This window comes from Acinetobacter sp. 226 (assembly GCF_048147925.1).
GTDB classification, from domain to species: domain Bacteria; phylum Pseudomonadota; class Gammaproteobacteria; order Pseudomonadales; family Moraxellaceae; genus Acinetobacter; species Acinetobacter pecorum.
The window spans coordinates 75,034-92,206 of the sequence record NZ_JAYWYX010000010.1 but is presented as its reverse complement, the minus strand read 5'-3'; the positions used below and the strand labels follow the sequence as shown (position 1 = coordinate 92,206).

Annotated in this window: 21 protein-coding genes and 1 tRNA gene; 17 read left to right on the top strand and 5 right to left on the bottom strand. The window is 41.4% G+C overall.

The features are described from left to right. Positions 1–10 precede the first annotated feature (10 nt). The 8 genes from bet to VXP95_RS06515 are packed head-to-tail and all read left to right on the top strand — an operon-like array spanning position 11 to position 3,180. Entirely contained in the window at positions 11–871 is an 861-nt protein-coding gene (gene bet, locus VXP95_RS06550) for a phage recombination protein Bet (protein WP_416711709.1), read from the top strand. Further along, positions 852–1,469, top strand: coding sequence for a lambda exonuclease family protein (locus VXP95_RS06545; protein ID WP_416711708.1), 618 nt, complete (start codon positions 852–854; stop codon positions 1,467–1,469). The genes bet and VXP95_RS06545 overlap by 20 nt, the downstream gene beginning before the upstream one ends. After that, positions 1,466–1,813 carry a hypothetical protein gene (locus tag VXP95_RS06540; protein WP_416711707.1) on the top strand — a complete coding sequence of 116 codons (348 nt, stop codon included), beginning with the start codon at positions 1,466–1,468 and terminating at the stop codon, positions 1,811–1,813. The genes VXP95_RS06545 and VXP95_RS06540 overlap by 4 nt, the downstream gene beginning before the upstream one ends. Further along, complete coding sequence (locus VXP95_RS06535) at positions 1,810–2,109, top strand: hypothetical protein (RefSeq protein WP_416711706.1); 300 nt, start codon at positions 1,810–1,812, stop codon at positions 2,107–2,109. Before VXP95_RS06540 ends, VXP95_RS06535 begins: the two co-directional genes overlap by 4 nt. After that, positions 2,102–2,341: a hypothetical protein gene (locus VXP95_RS06530; RefSeq protein WP_416711705.1), complete on the top strand. Its 240-nt coding sequence runs from the start codon at positions 2,102–2,104 to the stop codon at positions 2,339–2,341. Before VXP95_RS06535 ends, VXP95_RS06530 begins: the two co-directional genes overlap by 8 nt. Beyond that, on the top strand, positions 2,334–2,723 hold the full coding sequence (locus tag VXP95_RS06525) for a hypothetical protein (protein WP_416711704.1): 390 nt from the start codon (positions 2,334–2,336) through the stop codon (positions 2,721–2,723). Before VXP95_RS06530 ends, VXP95_RS06525 begins: the two co-directional genes overlap by 8 nt. Then, positions 2,720–2,917, top strand: coding sequence for a hypothetical protein (locus tag VXP95_RS06520; protein WP_416711703.1), 198 nt, complete (start codon positions 2,720–2,722; stop codon positions 2,915–2,917). Before VXP95_RS06525 ends, VXP95_RS06520 begins: the two co-directional genes overlap by 4 nt. Beyond that, complete coding sequence (locus VXP95_RS06515; RefSeq protein ID WP_416711702.1) at positions 2,914–3,180, top strand: hypothetical protein; 267 nt, start codon at positions 2,914–2,916, stop codon at positions 3,178–3,180. Before VXP95_RS06520 ends, VXP95_RS06515 begins: the two co-directional genes overlap by 4 nt. Here the strand turns inward: VXP95_RS06515 and VXP95_RS06510 are convergent. Together VXP95_RS06510 and VXP95_RS06505 are read right to left on the bottom strand one after the other, a co-directional pair. Then, on the bottom strand, positions 3,177–4,241 hold the full coding sequence (locus VXP95_RS06510) for a hypothetical protein (RefSeq protein WP_416711701.1): 1,065 nt from the start codon (positions 4,239–4,241) through the stop codon (positions 3,177–3,179). The two genes, VXP95_RS06515 and VXP95_RS06510, sit on opposite strands and share 4 nt — an antisense overlap. Continuing rightward, positions 4,214–4,289, bottom strand: a tRNA-Arg gene (locus tag VXP95_RS06505). The genes VXP95_RS06510 and VXP95_RS06505 overlap by 28 nt, the downstream gene beginning before the upstream one ends. 190 nt (positions 4,290–4,479) lie before the next feature. Between VXP95_RS06505 and VXP95_RS06500 the strand changes: the two genes are divergently transcribed. The 7 genes from VXP95_RS06500 to VXP95_RS06470 all read left to right on the top strand — a co-directional run bounded on the left by VXP95_RS06500 (position 4,480) and on the right by VXP95_RS06470 (position 10,580). Further along, positions 4,480–5,415 (top strand): ABC transporter ATP-binding protein, encoded by a 936-nt coding sequence (locus tag VXP95_RS06500; RefSeq protein WP_416680854.1) that lies wholly within the window; start codon positions 4,480–4,482, stop codon positions 5,413–5,415. Continuing rightward, positions 5,412–6,185, top strand: a complete 774-nt coding sequence (locus tag VXP95_RS06495) for an ABC transporter permease (protein ID WP_064096190.1) — start codon at positions 5,412–5,414, stop codon at positions 6,183–6,185. Before VXP95_RS06500 ends, VXP95_RS06495 begins: the two co-directional genes overlap by 4 nt. Then, entirely contained in the window at positions 6,185–7,000 is an 816-nt protein-coding gene (gene queF / locus VXP95_RS06490) for an NADPH-dependent 7-cyano-7-deazaguanine reductase QueF (protein ID WP_416711700.1), read from the top strand. Before VXP95_RS06495 ends, queF begins: the two co-directional genes overlap by 1 nt. 18 nt (positions 7,001–7,018) lie before the next feature. Further along, positions 7,019–7,672 carry a hypothetical protein gene (locus VXP95_RS06485; RefSeq protein ID WP_064096192.1) on the top strand — a complete coding sequence of 218 codons (654 nt, stop codon included), beginning with the start codon at positions 7,019–7,021 and terminating at the stop codon, positions 7,670–7,672. Between the two features lie 304 nt (positions 7,673–7,976). Beyond that, the gene (mltB, locus tag VXP95_RS06480; RefSeq protein ID WP_416680852.1) at positions 7,977–8,978 is read left to right on the top strand and encodes a lytic murein transglycosylase B; all 1,002 of its coding nucleotides are present in this window, start codon (positions 7,977–7,979) and stop codon (positions 8,976–8,978) included. Between the two features lie 289 nt (positions 8,979–9,267). Then, positions 9,268–9,882, top strand: coding sequence for a septal ring lytic transglycosylase RlpA family protein (locus VXP95_RS06475; RefSeq protein ID WP_064096470.1), 615 nt, complete (start codon positions 9,268–9,270; stop codon positions 9,880–9,882). A 242-nt stretch (positions 9,883–10,124) separates the two neighbouring features. Beyond that, complete coding sequence (locus VXP95_RS06470) at positions 10,125–10,580, top strand: DUF962 domain-containing protein (RefSeq protein WP_416711699.1); 456 nt, start codon at positions 10,125–10,127, stop codon at positions 10,578–10,580. Between the two features lie 352 nt (positions 10,581–10,932). On the opposite strand, the gene tsf is transcribed toward VXP95_RS06470, so the two are convergent. Together tsf and rpsB are read right to left on the bottom strand one after the other, a co-directional pair. After that, the gene (tsf, locus tag VXP95_RS06465) at positions 10,933–11,811 is read right to left on the bottom strand and encodes a translation elongation factor Ts (protein ID WP_416680851.1); all 879 of its coding nucleotides are present in this window, start codon (positions 11,809–11,811) and stop codon (positions 10,933–10,935) included. A 142-nt stretch (positions 11,812–11,953) separates the two neighbouring features. Continuing rightward, positions 11,954–12,700 carry a 30S ribosomal protein S2 gene (rpsB, locus tag VXP95_RS06460; RefSeq protein ID WP_064096196.1) on the bottom strand — a complete coding sequence of 249 codons (747 nt, stop codon included), beginning with the start codon at positions 12,698–12,700 and terminating at the stop codon, positions 11,954–11,956. Between the two features lie 207 nt (positions 12,701–12,907). Here rpsB and map point away from each other — a divergent pair, with 207 nt between their 5' ends. Beyond that, positions 12,908–13,735: a type I methionyl aminopeptidase gene (gene map / locus VXP95_RS06455; RefSeq protein ID WP_416680849.1), complete on the top strand. Its 828-nt coding sequence runs from the start codon at positions 12,908–12,910 to the stop codon at positions 13,733–13,735. A gap of 254 nt (positions 13,736–13,989) precedes the next feature. Continuing rightward, the gene (locus tag VXP95_RS06450; RefSeq protein ID WP_064096198.1) at positions 13,990–15,225 is read left to right on the top strand and encodes a pyridoxal phosphate-dependent aminotransferase; all 1,236 of its coding nucleotides are present in this window, start codon (positions 13,990–13,992) and stop codon (positions 15,223–15,225) included. A 49-nt stretch (positions 15,226–15,274) separates the two neighbouring features. Here the strand turns inward: VXP95_RS06450 and VXP95_RS06445 are convergent, their stop codons facing one another. Continuing rightward, positions 15,275–16,612 (bottom strand): MATE family efflux transporter, encoded by a 1,338-nt coding sequence (locus VXP95_RS06445; RefSeq protein WP_416711698.1) that lies wholly within the window; start codon positions 16,610–16,612, stop codon positions 15,275–15,277. Between the last annotated feature and the right edge of the window lie 561 nt (positions 16,613–17,173).

The window sequence follows — 17,173 nt, the reverse complement described above, 5'->3', positions numbered from 1 at the left end:
GAATAAGAATATGAATGCACCAGTACAACACCAAGGCCTAGTAGCTGCTCAAATTATTCAACTTGCTGAAGTTTTAGGGTTACACAATGTTGATCCGCAAGAATTAAAGCAAACACTGATCCAGACTGCATTTAAATCCGATAAGGAAATTTCAGATGCACAAATGGGCGCATTAATGATTGTGGCGAGTCAATACAAGTTGAATCCATGGACCAAGGAAATCTATGCGTTCCCAGACAAAAACAAGGGAATAATCCCGGTGGTCGGTGTGGATGGTTGGTCCCGAATTATTAACAGCAATCCAAATTTAAATGGTATTGAATTTACGTTTTCACCTGAATCTGTTCGCCCTAACAAGGCAAAAGTGGATTGTCCTACCTGGGTGGATTGCATCATTTATCGCAAGGATCGTGACCGCCCTACCGTTGTTCGTGAATACCTGGATGAAGTTTATCGTGAGCCAATGGGTGCCAATGGTTATGCGGGTCCTTGGCAGTCACACCCTAAACGCTTTTTGCGCCACAAGGCTTTAATTCAATGTGCGCGTTTGGCTTTTGGTTTTGTGGGTATTTACGATCAGGATGAAGCAGAGCGCATTCAAGAAAGCGGCACAATTAAAACCGTGCAAGGCCAGACTGACAATGTGATTCCACAGGGATACCAAGAGTTTGAAAATGAGCATTTACCTAGCTTTCAGAATGAAGCTCAGTTCGGATCAAGTCGATTGCAAGCAGCCTATGTAGCTCTACCGAAAGGCAACTGCAAGAATTACTTCTGGACCACTCATTCAATCAATTTAAAAGCGGTTGCTGAACTCGCAGACCAAGCCTTAGCACGCCAAGGAGAAACCTATGACCATTCTCCAGCGTAGTGAAGATTGGCATGCAGATCGATGCGGCAAAGTGACTGCCAGCCGCATCAAGGATGTGGATGCAAAGCCAATTAAAGGCAAAGCGCACAATGCTCTAACCCTAACTATTCTGACTGAGCGCCTTACTGGCGTTCAGGAGGAAACCAAAACCAATAGTCTGATGCAATGGGGTATTGATCAGGAACCTTATGCAATTGCTGCCTATGAAAATGAAACCGGTAATTTTGTAATTGGCACAGGCCTGATTGATCATCCGACTATCAAAATGAGCGGTGCAAGTCCTGATGGTCTGGTTGATCAAGATGGGCAGTTGGAAGTGAAGTGTCCGAGTTCCCAGACTCATTTGAATACCATTTTGACTAAAGAGGTGCCTACTGAATATGTGCCACAGATTACTTGGCAATTGGCTTGTACTCGTCGCAAGTGGTGTGACTTTGTGAGCTATGACCCTCGCCTGCCTGAGCATTTGCAGTTAGTGGTTATTCGGGTGAATGCAGAGGATTTGGATATTGCAGGTATTGAGCAGTCAGTGATTAAGTTCAATCAAAAAATTGACCAGATCATTGCTGAGTTGGATCCACAGAAGGTGGCAGCATGAAAATTAAAGAAGGTGGCGTGATGGATGTTCAAGAAAAGAAAGCTTTTGAGATTGCCTTCGACAATAAATTAGGCGCTCGTGGCTGCCAGTTTGATCTTGATGAAGATGGTAATTATGAAGATCGTGAAACTTTATGTGGTTGGCATATGTGGCTTGAAGCCAAAGCCCAAGCGGTGCCGGAAGGGTTTGTTTTAATCAAAGATGATACCAAGACCGTTGTTGCAATTGAACGAATGGTTGAACAGCAGGTCGAAGCAAGTGGAATGGATTCTCGCCGATTAGAAAGACTTGATGGTTGGAAGATTATTGAAGCGGCAGTTAAAGCACAGGAGCCAGCCAAATGAAAATGAATGCACCAATTAAAATTGAAATGAAGGTTTATGCGGTTGAAGAAGAGTCTGGGCAGCAAGCAGTTGTAACCATGTCGCTTCCTTTGGGCCAATACCCTACTCGAACAACATTAGAGTCTATCTTTAAGCAAGCTCAAGATGCTCTACCTGAAGGCTTTCGCGTGATGGATAAATCTGAATTCTTTAATGCTTATCTGCAGGAAGAATATGGAGCAACCGAAAAGTTTGCGACTCCAGGATCTCGTGAATTTACCGATGAAGATATTGAAATGGAGCCAACTAATGACTGATCAATCAAACCTAGAAAAAGTTATGGCCATCCATGCGGAAATGCTTCAAACCAACCATTACTGCTACTTTGAATTGGCATATACACGCTATACAGACTGGATGGTTTGGATTTGCAGCAATGCACGTGAGCAAGACCCCAACCGTAAAGTTCTATTGCAGGGGCAAGGTTGTACACCGGAAGAAGCATGTGCTGACGCTTTAAATAAATATGAGGGCCAAGCCAATGACTGAAATTCAACAAACAAACATTGCTGTGGCCAACTACATCATTGATCAGCTATATAAAGAGAAGCCTTTTAATTTGGTTTTGGATGCAGGTCAGACCGGATCTTTATACAGCATTGCGAGTGAGTCACATCACTTGCACAGTGATTTTGTTCGCAAGCTGGAAGCAACCTTAAGACAGCGCTTAAACAATGGCACTGGTGTGATTCTTGAGATTAATAGCAATGCTGACCTGTATTACCACATGCTTTCAAGCTATATCGCAAGGCATGAACAACCTACAAACAACATTGATCAGTTCATCCAAAGCGGTGAATTTGATAAGGCTTTTAAAGATGTGTTTGGGTTGCCGAGTGGTGTGGTGAAGTCGTTGGGAGAGGTGTCGTGAATTTGATTATTGGCGATAAATACAAATGGAAGCACGAGCCACAAATCTTGACTTATATCGGCAAGAAAAGAGGCTGGCATCAATTTACTTTAAATGGCGCTGTTTGGTGTGAAGCTTTGGATTCGGATCTTCACTTGATGGAAGAAGCGGAAAGCTGTACAGAAACAGGTAAAAGATTGGAGGTGAATCAATGACAGCAATGGCGAACATGGGTAACTTTATTGTTGCCCTGCCACCTTCAGACATTTGGTTGACAGATGATCAGGCGGCAGAATTTTTAAGTTATGAAAAGGGATACTTTAAAGCATCGATTATTTGCTTAAAGGGATTTCCAAAACCAAAGTACATTACCGAAACCGTGAAAGGTCGAAGATGGAATTTAAAAAAATTATCTGACTGGTTAGAGAGTAGACCAGAAGATTTGAAAAAAGCAGTAGGTAGACCCCGCAAAATTTAGCGGGGTTTTTCTTGATTATATTGATTAAATATTAGTTGAGTTGGTGGATCTTCATTGTCTGTAAAGTAGTGGCCATTTACTAACTTAAAGTCTGTTAAACCTTCTTTTAGCATTGCAGGTATGTCGCTCTTACCATTACATTCAAGATTGCAAAACTCATATTTTGAACTAGTCTTCATTACGGATTCTGCTAGCCCAAGCGTGCCAAGAAATAAGACTAACCATGTAATTAGTAAAATTATCCCTGATGATATTGGAACACGACTAACCGAGTACTTTGAGATAATGAGTTTTTTTACACATTTATCTAATGGTGCAAACAACCTGTTAGCTGACTTGCTTTTTATGGTAGATTTTTTTACTTTAAATTCATAAAGCTCCTTGGATTTAATATCCTCAAAATCAAATAAGGAGATAAAGCCACCTTTATTTCCTGTAGTTTGCTGCATTGTTTGCTTTAATTGACGCTCAATATCACTTGTTCGCATCTCCCACCATTCCTGCCAATATTTAGCTCCAGCAGCAACTTTTATTTGATGCCAAGATATGAGGATGCCCATAAAACAAATACAAAACTCAACATAGGGTTTGCTTGCTTGATTGCTAAATACAGCAGCCAATAAAACACCCTGGAATAACATAAAAAAATTATTCCTGTGAATTAAGTTTGTGATCTCAAAATTTCGTGTTTCTATGCTCAGCCTATAAACTGACTTTAGCTCACTAATTTTTTCTTTTATTTCTTCCTTTAGCTCATCATCTTTATTCAACTGTATTGAGAATGGCCTAAATTCTCCATCCTTGGCGTTACATAGGCACTTATCATTTAATTGATCAGAATTGTCTTTATTGTTTAGTTCTTGGTTGTTTAACACAGGTGAATCTTTGGTTTTTTGGTGACGTAAAGAAAAAATGAAAGTTTTTCCACAAATTAATTTTAGGAATTTAGTGAACAAAGAATTACCCTTAAAAATATGGATTACGCCAAAATTACGCCAAAGTATAAATAAGATATTGATTTTATAAGAAGTAGTGGTGCGCTCAGCGGGACTCGAACCCACGCCACAGGCTTCGGAGACCTGTACTCTATCCAGTTGAGCTATGAGCGCATCTTTTTTGGATCGCGCACATCATAACAAAAAAAAGCATAAGGTAAAGCAACTATCTCTAACTTCATCATTTTTATGCTTAAGCTTTATACAATGTTCCAAAATAGCAACACAGAATTGCATGTGAATCACTTGGCTTATTTTGCTAGATCACTCACAATATCTCAACTTTTCACCATTTGAGATATTCATGACTGATGCACTGATCTTAAGGGATTTGTCGAAGACCTATCGCAATGGCTTTCAGGCATTGAAAGGAATTAACTTAAATGTACCAGAAGGTGAGTTTTATGCACTCTTGGGTCCCAATGGCGCAGGAAAATCGACCACCATTGGTATTATCAGCTCATTAACAAAAAAAACATCCGGTACCGTCGAGATTTTTGGTTACAACCTGGATACCCACCCTTCACAGGCCAAACAATGCCTAGGTGTGGTCCCTCAGGAATTCAACTTTGCCCAGTTTGAAAAGACCTTCGATATTTTAGTGACTCAGGCAGGCTATTATGGCATTCCAAAAAAAATTGCACAGCAACGGGCGGAGATTTATCTGACCAAACTGGGTTTATGGGAAAAGCGTTCCACTCAGGCCCGCCTGTTATCGGGCGGGATGAAACGCCGCCTGATGATTGCGCGCGCCATGATGCACGAACCGAAACTGCTGATTCTCGATGAACCGACTGCAGGTGTTGATATCGAGTTGCGTCGTTCGATGTGGGAATTTTTGAACGAGATGAATGAACAAGGTACTTCCATCATTCTGACCACGCATTATCTGGAAGAAGCAGAAATGTTGTGTCGCCGCATTGCAATTATTGACCGCGGTGTGATTAAAGAAGATACCACCATGAAAAACTTCCTGAGTCAGCTCAATGAAGAATCGTTTATTTTCGATCTGGCCGAACCGATTGAACCGCTGCATCTGGATATTATCGGCGTGCGTTTTAACCTGATCGATCCGATGACTTTAGAAATCACCATGGATAAGGCACACACCATGAATGATCTGTTCCAGTTGCTGGAATCACAGAATATTCAGGTGCGCAGCATGCGCAATAAATCCAACCGTCTGGAAGAACTTTTTGTGAAAATGGTCGAGAAAAATCTGGATGGAGCTGCGCAATGAACATTAATCAACTCAGCGTCGCTTTATATACCATCGTCTATAAAGAAGTCCGTCGCTTTATGCGCATCTGGCCGCAGACCCTGTTGCCACCTGCAATCACCATGAGCTTGTACTTCGTGATCTTCGGTAATCTGGTCGGCTCACGCATTGGAGAAATGGGCGGCTATAGTTATATGGAGTTCATTGTGCCCGGTCTGATTATGATGGCCGTGATCACCAACAGCTATGCCAACGTCTCTTCCAGCTTCTTCAGCTCAAAATTCCAGAAAAGCATTGAAGAACTGATCATGAGTCCCGTACCGATGCATGCCATTTTATGGGGTCATGTGCTGGGCGGTGTGATTCGTGGGATACTGGTTGCAATCATTGTCAGTGCAGTGAGCTTATTTTTTGCTGACTTATATATCACCAACTGGTTTGTGACTATATATACCGTCTTGATTACGTCCCTGCTGTTTTCTTTGGGTGGGTTTATCAATGCTGTTTATGCTAAATCTTTCGATGATATCTCGATCATCCCCACTTTTGTATTAACACCACTAACTTATTTGGGCGGTGTGTTTTATGCCATATCGAGCTTAAGTCCATTCTGGCAAAATTTATCCTTGATTAATCCTGTCGTATACATGGTCAATGCCTTCCGCTATGGCATTTTAGGACATAGCGATGTCAATGTCAGCGTTTCACTGACAGTGATTACCTTATGTTGTGCCGTGCTGTATGCAGTGGCCTATCATTTACTCTCCCGTGGTTCAGGAATGCGTGAATAATGAGTGTAGAACAATCTCTCCTTGGTAAAGATACCAATTATCCTACTGAATATCAGCCTGATGTTCTGTTTCCAATTTCGCGCGCGCCTGCCCGTGAACAATACGCACATATTGAAGCGATTCAGCAAGGTACTGACTGGTGGCATGTATTTGAAATTTCCTGGTTAAATCCAGCGGGTGTGCCGCAAGTCGCTATTGGACGGATCAGCTTGCCAGCGTCCTCGCCGAATCTGATCGAATCCAAATCCTTGAAGCTGTATTTTAATAGCCTGAATTTTGCCAAATTTGCATCTAAAGATGCCTTTATCGCGATCGTAGAAAAAGATTTATCTGTTGCGGCCGAGGCTGAAGTCAAACTGCAACTGTTTCAGGTCGATGAGTTAGAGATTAGTAAACCTGAAGGCATCTGTATTGATGAGCTTACACCTGAGCGCCTGAAAAATTATCCAGATGCCAGTTTATTGGCTTTGGATTCGGATGATGCAGCAGAAGGCGAAATCCAGCTGTATTCACATTTACTTAGAAGTAACTGCCCAGTTACTGGCCAGCCGGACTGGGGAACAGTTTTTATACGTTATCAGGGTAAAAAACCTTGTTATAAGAGCATTTTAGCTTATATTATTTCCTACCGTCAGCATAATGGTTTCCACGAACAATGTGTGGAACAAATGTTTGCCGATATCTGGCAACAGCTAAAACCTGAAAAGCTGATGGTTTACGCGACCTATACACGCCGGGGTGGATTGGATATCAACCCTTGCCGTGTATCAGATTTAACATGGATGCCTCGCCCTATTCGTTTAGCGCGACAATAAAAACATTGAGGTTTAACAATGCCATTTTTTGGGTTTATTCCTTCTGCAGAGCTTTTAAATACAATTCAGACTGCACAACAAAACAAAAATTCCAGTGAACCGCTTTACCCCTTGCGTGATAAAACTGCATTAATGATCAATGATGAAATTATTGATGCGATTCTCACCGAGCTGGTGCGTCGCTTTCCTGCCAGCGATAAACGCGATACTGCGGAAAAACTGGCAGGTTATATCAAGTCGACTGTTGCAGTGTTACTGAAGCAGCTTTTGAGTAAAGCGCCGAATGAGGTGGTTAGAGAATCCATTACCTTCTCTGAGCGCAGCCTGTTTAAAGATCCTGATGGACATTTACGTGTCGGTGAGTCGCTCGATGCCAATCTGGTGACGAATTTGAAACATCATTATGCGGAACTCAAAGCCGGTCAGAGTATCGACAAACAGGCATTTAGCAATCTTTACAAGCAATTTGGTGAAGCGACAGTACGACATTTTATGGTCGACTTTAATAAAACCCTGGATCTTGGCATGATCAAACGTAAGGCTGCAGATATTGGCGCATCTGCAGTGATCAAAGCCATTAATATGGCAGCAGATAAAATCATTCTGAATTTGAATAAAGATGAGCTGCGCGCCATGGCCGAATATCACGACACTTTGTTCTATACAGAATAGTTTTGGATAGTCTAATCTCTGATTTTCTGTAAATCTTGAGAAACCAGCCTGACTTTTGTCAGGCTTTTTTATGATCAGTGAAATAGATTGTTACAGATAAGCTGCCGCGCAAGCCATACTGCCGCAAAAATAGCCAAACTTTCGCTATTTTTGTATAAGCGGCTAGGTCTCTTAATCATCCGAATGTTATCTTTAATCTGGCACTTTAAGCCCTAAGATTGAAAAAATTTATCAATCTTTTTCATGGCATGATTCAAATGACATCGCCAGCAACCCATCTAAAAAAACTGGAAATCGTAGCAAGATGTTGAAATCGGATTTTTATAAAAAGTTGAAACAGCTTTCAATCATATTCACTGCATTTGGTCTTAGCAGTTTTAGCCTGGCCAACGATTTCCAGTATCATCCTTCTTACGCAAGTTTTAAGCAAAATGCCATGCAAAGCTATGGACTGAGTGCCCAGCAAGTCGATTCAGCCATGAGCGGGACGCGTAACCTGCCCAATATCATCAACATCATGAATCGCCCAGGTGAAAGTAAGCCGTGGTATTCGTATAAGACCAATTTTCTGTCTGAATCTACCATTCAGCGTGGCGTACGTTTTAAACAGCAATATGCGGATACGCTTAACCGTGCTGAACAGCAGTTTGGTGTGCCGCAATCAATCATTCTAGGCATTTTAGGCGTGGAAACCGGTTTTGGTAGCAACAAGGGTTCTTTTATCACTCGTGATGCTCTGGCAACCTTAGGTTTTGGTTATGAGCGCCGTGCCCAGTATTTTCAGGATGAACTGGCTGCCCTGATTGCCTGGTCTTATAAAGATGGGGTGGCAACTTCTTCTATAGTGGGCTCATATGCCGGCGCTGTCGGTTATCCACAGTTTATGCCTAGCAATATTCCAAAGTTTGGTGTGGACTACGATGGTAATGGTCATATTGACCTGCGTAATTCAGCAGTAGATGCGATAGGTTCGATTGCCAACTATCTGGCACAGCATGGCTGGCAACGTAATCAGCCGATTGCCTTTCCGGCACGTTATACCGGTTCAAATCCAGATGTAGTAATTGCCAAGGATCTCACCCAGCCTATCCCTTATGGTGTACTCAAAACTCAAGGCATTAGCCCGATGAATCCGATTGTAAAAATTGATGATCTGGATTTGGTCAATGTGATTCAATTACAAGAGAATTATGGCCCGATTTACTACATCACTTATCCAAATTTTCAAGTGATTACCACCTATAATCGCAGCCGTATGTATGCTACTGCATTGTGGTTATTAGGTACGGAAATTACCAACCGTTAACACTAATAATTAATACAAATTATGAAAGTCAACATTTTTATGGACCAATTTGAGCATATTTTAAGCAATTTTAATATTATGTTACAATATTGATTATTTTTTAATCAACCATTGTTTATTTTGCGTTCTTTTTTTAACTATTTTAATTAAACACTAGACAGGGTGTTGTCAGCATGAATATTATCCATTTCGTTAAATGTAGTTGCATAAGTTAAATATCAGGCATGTTTACATGGTTTTTCAGCCATTTATGAACAACCAAATAGGTATGCTGTTAGGAGTTGATTCGATGCATTCTTCAATTTTGAAGTCTTTTATGGCCATTGCCACGATTGTCACGCTGACGCAATCGCAGGCAGATATGGTTCCATCATCTTCATTCACCAATGAAAATGATAATTCGCGCCTTGCAACGCGAGTACTCAATAAAGAAGCTCAAAGCTTCAATTCAAATTTCACCAATTTGAACAGCCTTTCAATCACTGAGCGTTCTGGCGATAAAGTTCGCCGTGAAACTATCGCAGCGAAAATTGAAATTCCTGCAGAAGAGCCTTCAGTGATTGAAAAACTGAATACAGTGGCTTCAAATACTGTACGTAAATTCAGTCAGACTGGTACAGCGTCTTGGTATGGTCGTCAATTCCACGGCCGTAAAACTGCAAGCGGTGAAACCTTTGACATGAACGCAATGACTGCTGCTCATCGTAGCCTGCCATTGAACTGCTATATTCGTGTAACCAACCGTAATAACGGCAAAAGCGTCGTGGTGAAAGTTAATGACCGCGGTCCTTTCCATGGTAACCGTGTCGTTGATTTATCTTACGGTGCTGCAAAACAGTTAGGTATTACCAGTGCCGGTACTGCAAAAGTCAGTATTGAGCGTGTCGCTGGTCCAAATTCTTAAGGTTTGACCTGCAACACATTTAACAGAAGTCACAGCAATGTGGCTTTTTTTATTGCACTTGATAGTGTATGAGAATACAAACAGTATGGTTTAACGCTATTTTTAAACGATTTCAGAGAAATTTTGGCATGTTCCTAAGACCGGATAAAATTCATTTGCCTACATGATTAACTTTTGACCGCATGCAAATTCTGATTTATATTGCCTGATACGCAAAACATGTTCATGGAAGGGAGCGAAGAATGAAAACAATATCTGAATGGTTTGATGAATATAGTGACAGCCACCAAAATAAAACCAATAAACTGATTCACTGGGTCTGCGTACCGACGATCTATTTTTCGATTATTGGCATTCTGGCGCATTTTAGCGCCTTACTGACTGCCCTGTTACTGATTTTGGCTTTTATCTTCTATGCACGTCTGGATCTTGTTTTGGCTGTGGCCATGGCTACGTTGACGTTGGTCATGGCCTGGCTCATCTGGATTCTGCCAGTGGGTACCGGTTTCTTTATCGCCCTGTTTGTCTTGGCCTGGATTGGACAATTTTATGGGCACAAAGTTGAAGGGAAAAAGCCTTCTTTCCTTAAAGACCTCCAATTCCTTCTCATTGGCCCAATTTGGTGCATGGATGCCTACCTAGGTAAAATCCTACCAAAATGGAAATCTCGTCATAACAGCACAATCATGAGCATCTGATGCTACATTCGATTTATCCTATGAGAAGAGCCTTATTGATAGGCTCTTTTCTAGTGGTTTAAGCTATGATCTGAACGCTTTCACTTGGTCTCATATTGCATCGCAGTCAATCCCATTGAATTTTCCACTCTATTCATGCTCTTCAAGATAGACATATAACGCATCACAAAGGGTAATAATCGAAACTAAAGCAACATGTGTTTTGGGTGACATGATGATTTACGCATATTTTTTTATCTTAACCTTTATTAAATTTTTAGAAATCATTTGCTGACCTAAACCCGCAAATTTTAGGCATAAAAAAAGCCCCAAACGGGGCTTTTTTCTACTCAACAATTAGTCAAGAGACAAATTATTGTGCAGCAGCAGCTTGAGCAGCAGCAACTTCGTCAGCGAAGCTCATTTCTGCTTTTTTCTCAATACCTTCACCAACTTCGAAACGAACGAAATCAGTTACAGTCGTACCAGTTGCTTTAAGAACGTCAGCAACTTTCTTGTCGTTGTCGATCACGTACTGTTGACGCTCAAGAACAACTTCATTCAGGTATTTCTCAACAGAACCTACAACCATCTTCTCAACGATGTTTGCTGGCTTGCCAGATTCAAGTGCTTTCGCTTCAGCGATTTCTTTCTCTTTCGCGATAAGCTCAGCAGAAACGCCTTCAGCATTTACAGCGACCGGGTTGAACGCAGCAACGTGCATTGCCAAGCCTTTACCAGTTGCTTCATCACCAGTGTAAGAAACAACAACACCGATCTTAAGACCGTGTTTATAAACTGCAAGGTTTTCGCCTTCAACAATTTTTGCACGACGTACTTGGATGTTTTCACCGATTTTTTGAACAAGAGCGATACGCGCTTCTTCAACAGTCGTACCATCTTCTAGTTTCAATTCAGCAATTTGAGCAGGCTCAGTTACGTTTGCAGCAAGAGCGGCAGCAGCAACTTTCGCAGAGAAACCAGCAAAGTTTTCGTCTTTCGCAACGAAGTCAGTTTGGCAGTTAACTTCTAGAAGAAGTGCTTTGTTGCCTTCTTGAGCAATCGTGATTGCGCCATCAGCAGCAATGTTACCTGCTTTTTTAGCAGCTTTTGCTTGACCAGATTTACGTAGGTTATCGATCGCCAGTTCAACGTCGCCGCCCGCTTCTGTCAAAGCTTTTTTACATTCCATCATTGCTAGACCAGTACGATCGCGCAATTCTTTAACCATGCTTGCTGTAACTGCAGTCATGTTAATCTCCTAAATTCGGTAGAAAATGAATTCTTTTTAGAACAGAAACGGCCCAGAGGAGTTCTCATGGGCCGCCTGCATACATAACGCTTACTTTGCCACCATCACATGTCGCAAGAATGACAAGCTAGCGTCAAACGCATTAAGCCTCAGAAGCTGGAGCTTCTTCTGCTTTAGCTTGTGCATTTGCTTGTGATTGAGCGTATTCTTTACCAGCAATAATCGCATCAGCCATAGCAGAAGCATAAAGAGTTACTGCACGGATCGCATCATCGTTACCCGGAATAACGTAGTCTACGTTGTCTGGGTTAGAGTTTGTATCAACGATACCGATTACAGGAATACCAAGGTTCTTCGCTTCTTTGATTGCAATCGCTTCGTGATCAACGTCGATTACGAACAATGCGTCAGGTAAACCACCCATGTTTTTAACGCCGCCTAAGCCACGCTCAAGTTTTTCCATCTCACGAGTACGCTCTAGAGCTTCACGTTTAGTGAGCTTAGCGAAAGTACCGTCTTGAGATTGAGTTTGAAGGTCTTTTAAACGGTTGATAGATTGGCGAAGTGTTTTCCAGTTCGTCAACATACCACCTAACCAGCGGTGATCTACGTATGGTTGACCAGCGCGTTGAGCTTGTTCACGGATAATTGCAGAAGCTGCACGCTTAGTACCAACGAACAAAACTTTGTTCTTTTTGCTAGCCAAGTTGTTAGCAAAGTTCAAAGCATCATTTAACGCAGGAACAGTGTGCTCAAGGTTAATGATGTGAATTTTGTTACGCGCACCAAAGATGTATTCACGCATCTTTGGATTCCAGAAACGAGTTTGGTGACCAAAGTGCGCGCCAGCTTGAAGAAGGTCGCGCATGCTTACGTTGTAATCTGCCATTTTCTTTACCTTAAAGTTTGGGTTAGGCCTCCATATACCCGCATTCTCCACCCCAAAGGGCACCCAGAGTAATGTGTCGATATATGTGCGGATTTTTTTGCCTCATCGCACAAAGCCCGTGAAATTTATTCACGAAAAAGCATTTGATAAAATGGGCGGCTATTTATACCATAGTCACACACAAATTTCCAAAAGTTTTTAGAGATCATGAACAACACTTATCAAGCTCCACGTCGACTTATCAAAACCCCTGACGAAATTGAAAAAATGCGTGTAGCGGGGCGACTGGCGGCAGAAGTTTTGGATATGATCAAACCGCATATTGTTCCGGGTGTTACTACACTGGAACTTGATACGATTTGTCATGACTATATTGTCAATCAGCAGCAGGCCATTCCAGCATGTTTAGGCTATGGTGCTGCACCGGGTCGACCTGCCTTCCAACATTCGATTTGCACCTCTGTGAACCACGTGGTATGTCACGGCATTCCATCAGACAGCAAAAAATTGAAAAAAGGCGACATCCTGAATATTGATGTGACCGTGATTAAAGATGGCTATCATGGTGACACCAATATGATGTACATCGTCGGTGGTGAAACCACGATCCTTGCCAACCGTCTATGTAATGTAGCCCAAGAAGCCATGTACCGTGGTATTGAAACTGTAAAACCGGGCTCAACCATTGGTGATATCGGTCATGCCATTCAGCAGTATGTTGAATCCGAACGTTTTGGCGTAGTACGTGAATATTGTGGACATGGGATTGGTACGACTTTCCATGATGAACCGCAAGTCCTGCATTATGGCCAGCCAGAGTCCGGTATGATCCTTGAAGAAGGTATGACCTTTACCATTGAACCGATGGTCAATGGCGGTGACTGGAAAACCAAATTACTGGGTGACAAGTGGACGGTAGTCACCAAAGATCACTCATTATCGGCACAATACGAACATACAATTCTAGTGACCAAAACTGGCGCGGAAATTTTAACAGCACGTCCAGAAGAGGATTTGTCACGCTTTACGGCATAACTACAATCTTAGTGCAGCACAATGGCCACTTTAAAGTGGCCATTTTTATTTTATATTTCATGCATCCACATGCATGACCGAGATGTATCAAGTCTCTTCTCTCCTACTCCGAGCATATCGAAATTCAAGATAAAGTTCGGTCAGTACACCATTTTTTCCTTAAAGTTTTCTAAATTCTTTTGCCCTATCTGCACCATTTTAGGCTAAGATAATGTGCTTTTTATTTTTTTATCCCTATAAGAAGGAATACTGCCGTGGACGTACGTCTCTCTGATCGTGTGAATGCCATCAAACCGTCCCCTACGCTTGCTGTGACTAACAAAGCTGCTGAATTAAAAGCTGCAGGTCATAACGTGATTGGTTTGGGCGCAGGTGAACCAGATTTTGATACCCCTCAACACATCAAAGATGCAGCAATTGCAGCGATTAACAACGGTTTCACCAAATACACCGCTGTTGACGGTACGCCAGGTCTTAAAAAAGCCATTATTGCCAAATTCAAACGTGACAATAACCTAGACTATGCAGCAAACCAGATCCTAGTATCTTGTGGTGGTAAGCAATCATTTTTTAACTTAGCTTTGGCTTTGTTAAATAAAGGCGATGAAGTGATTATTCCTGCACCATTTTGGGTAAGCTACCCGGACATGGTCATCATCGCTGAAGGTGTACCTGTAATTGTGAAATGTGGTGAAGAGCAACGCTTCAAAATCACGCCTGAACAATTAGAAGCTGCAATCACTGACAAAACTCGTCTAGTGGTATTAAACAGCCCTTCTAACCCTACAGGTATGATCTATACCAAAGAAGAACTTGAAGCATTGGCTGACGTACTGCGTAAATACCCAGAAGTATTTATCGCATCTGATGACATGTACGAACCAATCCGTTGGGAGGACGAGTTCTACAACATCGCAACAGTTGCACCTGACCTTTACGATCGTACAATCGTATTGAATGGTGTATCTAAAGCATATGCAATGACTGGCTGGCGTATCGGCTACGCAGCGGGTCCTGCAAAACTGATTGGTGCGATGAAGAAAATCCAGTCTCAATCAACCTCTAACCCAACTTCTATTTCACAAGTTGCTGCTGAAGCTGCATTGAATGGTCCTCAAGACGTTCTAGAGCCAATGATTGAAGCATTCAAACGCCGTCATGACCTGGTTGTAAATGGCTTGAATGACATTAAAGGTATTTCTTGTCTTCCTGCTGATGGTGCTTTCTATGCATATGCAAACATCAAACCGTTAATTCGTGCCAAAGGTCTTAAATCTTGCACAGAATTCTCTGCTTGGTTACTGGAGGAAACTGGTGTTGCAGTGGTTCCTGGTGATGCATTCGGTCTAGGCGGTTTCATGCGTATCTCTTACGCTACTGCTGACGAAGTACTGGTAGATGCGCTTGCTCGTATCAAGAAAGCTGCTGATTCTATCGAAGGTGTAGATGAAGCAATTGCTTCAATCGAAGCTGAAAAAGCTGCCAAATAATCTGACTGAAACATCAGATTTGAAAAACCCGCGAAATTCGCGGGTTTTTTTATGTGCGACGAATATAATATCGATACTTTAGGCTCAGGCATAGCAAACATAAACAGGCAGCAACCGTATAGGCAATAGCAAGCATCCACCAAAAGCCATGTATTCCCAAAGCATTGAAATCAATATTCATAAATGAAATAGGATGATAGGCAATATACCAGCCGCCACCCAAACCAAGCACCAGAACTGTAGTGGTAAAAATAAACATGGGCAACACCACTTCTTTCCAGCAGCGCAGCATATTGACACTAATCACCAGAATGGCATCAAAGATATGCATCCAACACACGAGCATCATCAAACTGAATGCCACCGCCAATACCTGCTGGTCACCACTAAATAAAGCAATAATCCAACGCTGAAATATCCAGACAAAACTAGCAAGGCACAATCCAATCGACAGAACAACTACCACTGCTTTTTTGCTTAACTGCCATGCTGATTCAATATGTTCTGCACCAATTTTCGTCGATACCAAAATACTAAAGGCAGATCCCATTGACAGCGGCACCATAAACATCAAGCCCAACAGACCCAGCATAATTTGATGGGAATTTATAACAATGTCACCCAGGGGTAAAATCAGCAGTGCAATCGCACTGACTGCAAATACATCCACAAACGTAACAATACCATTAGGCACACCAATTCTGAGAATTTTAATTAGGGTAGCCCAATGTAAAAATGTGCCTGACCATTGAATTCTTAATTTTTTCTCTAGAAATACAAAATAATAAATAAATAACATTAACCATTGTATGATCAAGCTTGAAATGAAAGCACCTTGCACACCGTAAGCAGCAATGTAGCCTTCAATACCAAAAATCAAGCAATATCCTAATAAAACCTTGAAGATCAAATATAAAATGTTGGCATAAAATACCCGTTTAGCCTGTCCACAAGTTTGCGTCAGAATATATAAAATACGCAATAAAAGATGTCCTGGAATTATCCATGCCATTAACAACAAACATGGTGTAATCAGGGCTTGCAGTTCATCATCGGCTTTTAAAAGATTGAGTAAGGGTGTGGCATGGGTAAATAGCCAAGCCGCCAAAACAGACACGATAAGTACGATCAAAATACCTTGTTTCACAATCCGCTGTATATCAGAAAAAGCCTGTCTCCCCTTGGCCTCAGCCAGTTCTTGCATCATGCCTTGCAGAATTCCAATCCCTGAAACAAAACACAATGAATAAATTGAAAGACACACAGCCATAGCAGCAACATGCTGAGGTGAAAAATGTGACAGGAAAATCACATCGAATAAACCACTTAGCATAATAATGGCATTACTGAGAAAAATAGGCACCCAAAGATGCAAAAACTGTTTCATTACCCTAGCACTCGATTTTTAATTTTTTTATAAATTTTCGTTTTTTGGCAGATTATCTAGATCTGAGATATATCAGTAAAAATGTATACTATTTTTGTGCCATAACTCTTTAAATTTATTAATTTTATAGAAAATATTTATGCAACCGCCTTCAATTTTCTTCTGAAGAAGAATAATTCGATTAGTTTAGAAATTGCAATTTATTCTTTTGAGTTTTTAATCGCTCTACGAAAATAAAGTTTGACCCTTTGACAGGAATCGTATTTTTTACTTGCGGGTTTGTAATGATTTAGAGAGAGCTTTAGCTTCATATTGAATATTTTCACCAGATACAACAGATTCATTCTTTACTTATCTCAATCGTATTATTTTCAGGAATCAGGCTGCTGAAACATAACAATAACTTCAGCTTCTGTCATTTTTTCCTGGGATTATTCCACCCATTCGAAAATATTGATGACTGATAAATGCTGCTAGTCAATAAAATGAATATTTTTTATATCAACAGACATTAAAGTTTCATCAGGTCTAGCGGCGACACCTCGAATAATGACATGCTAC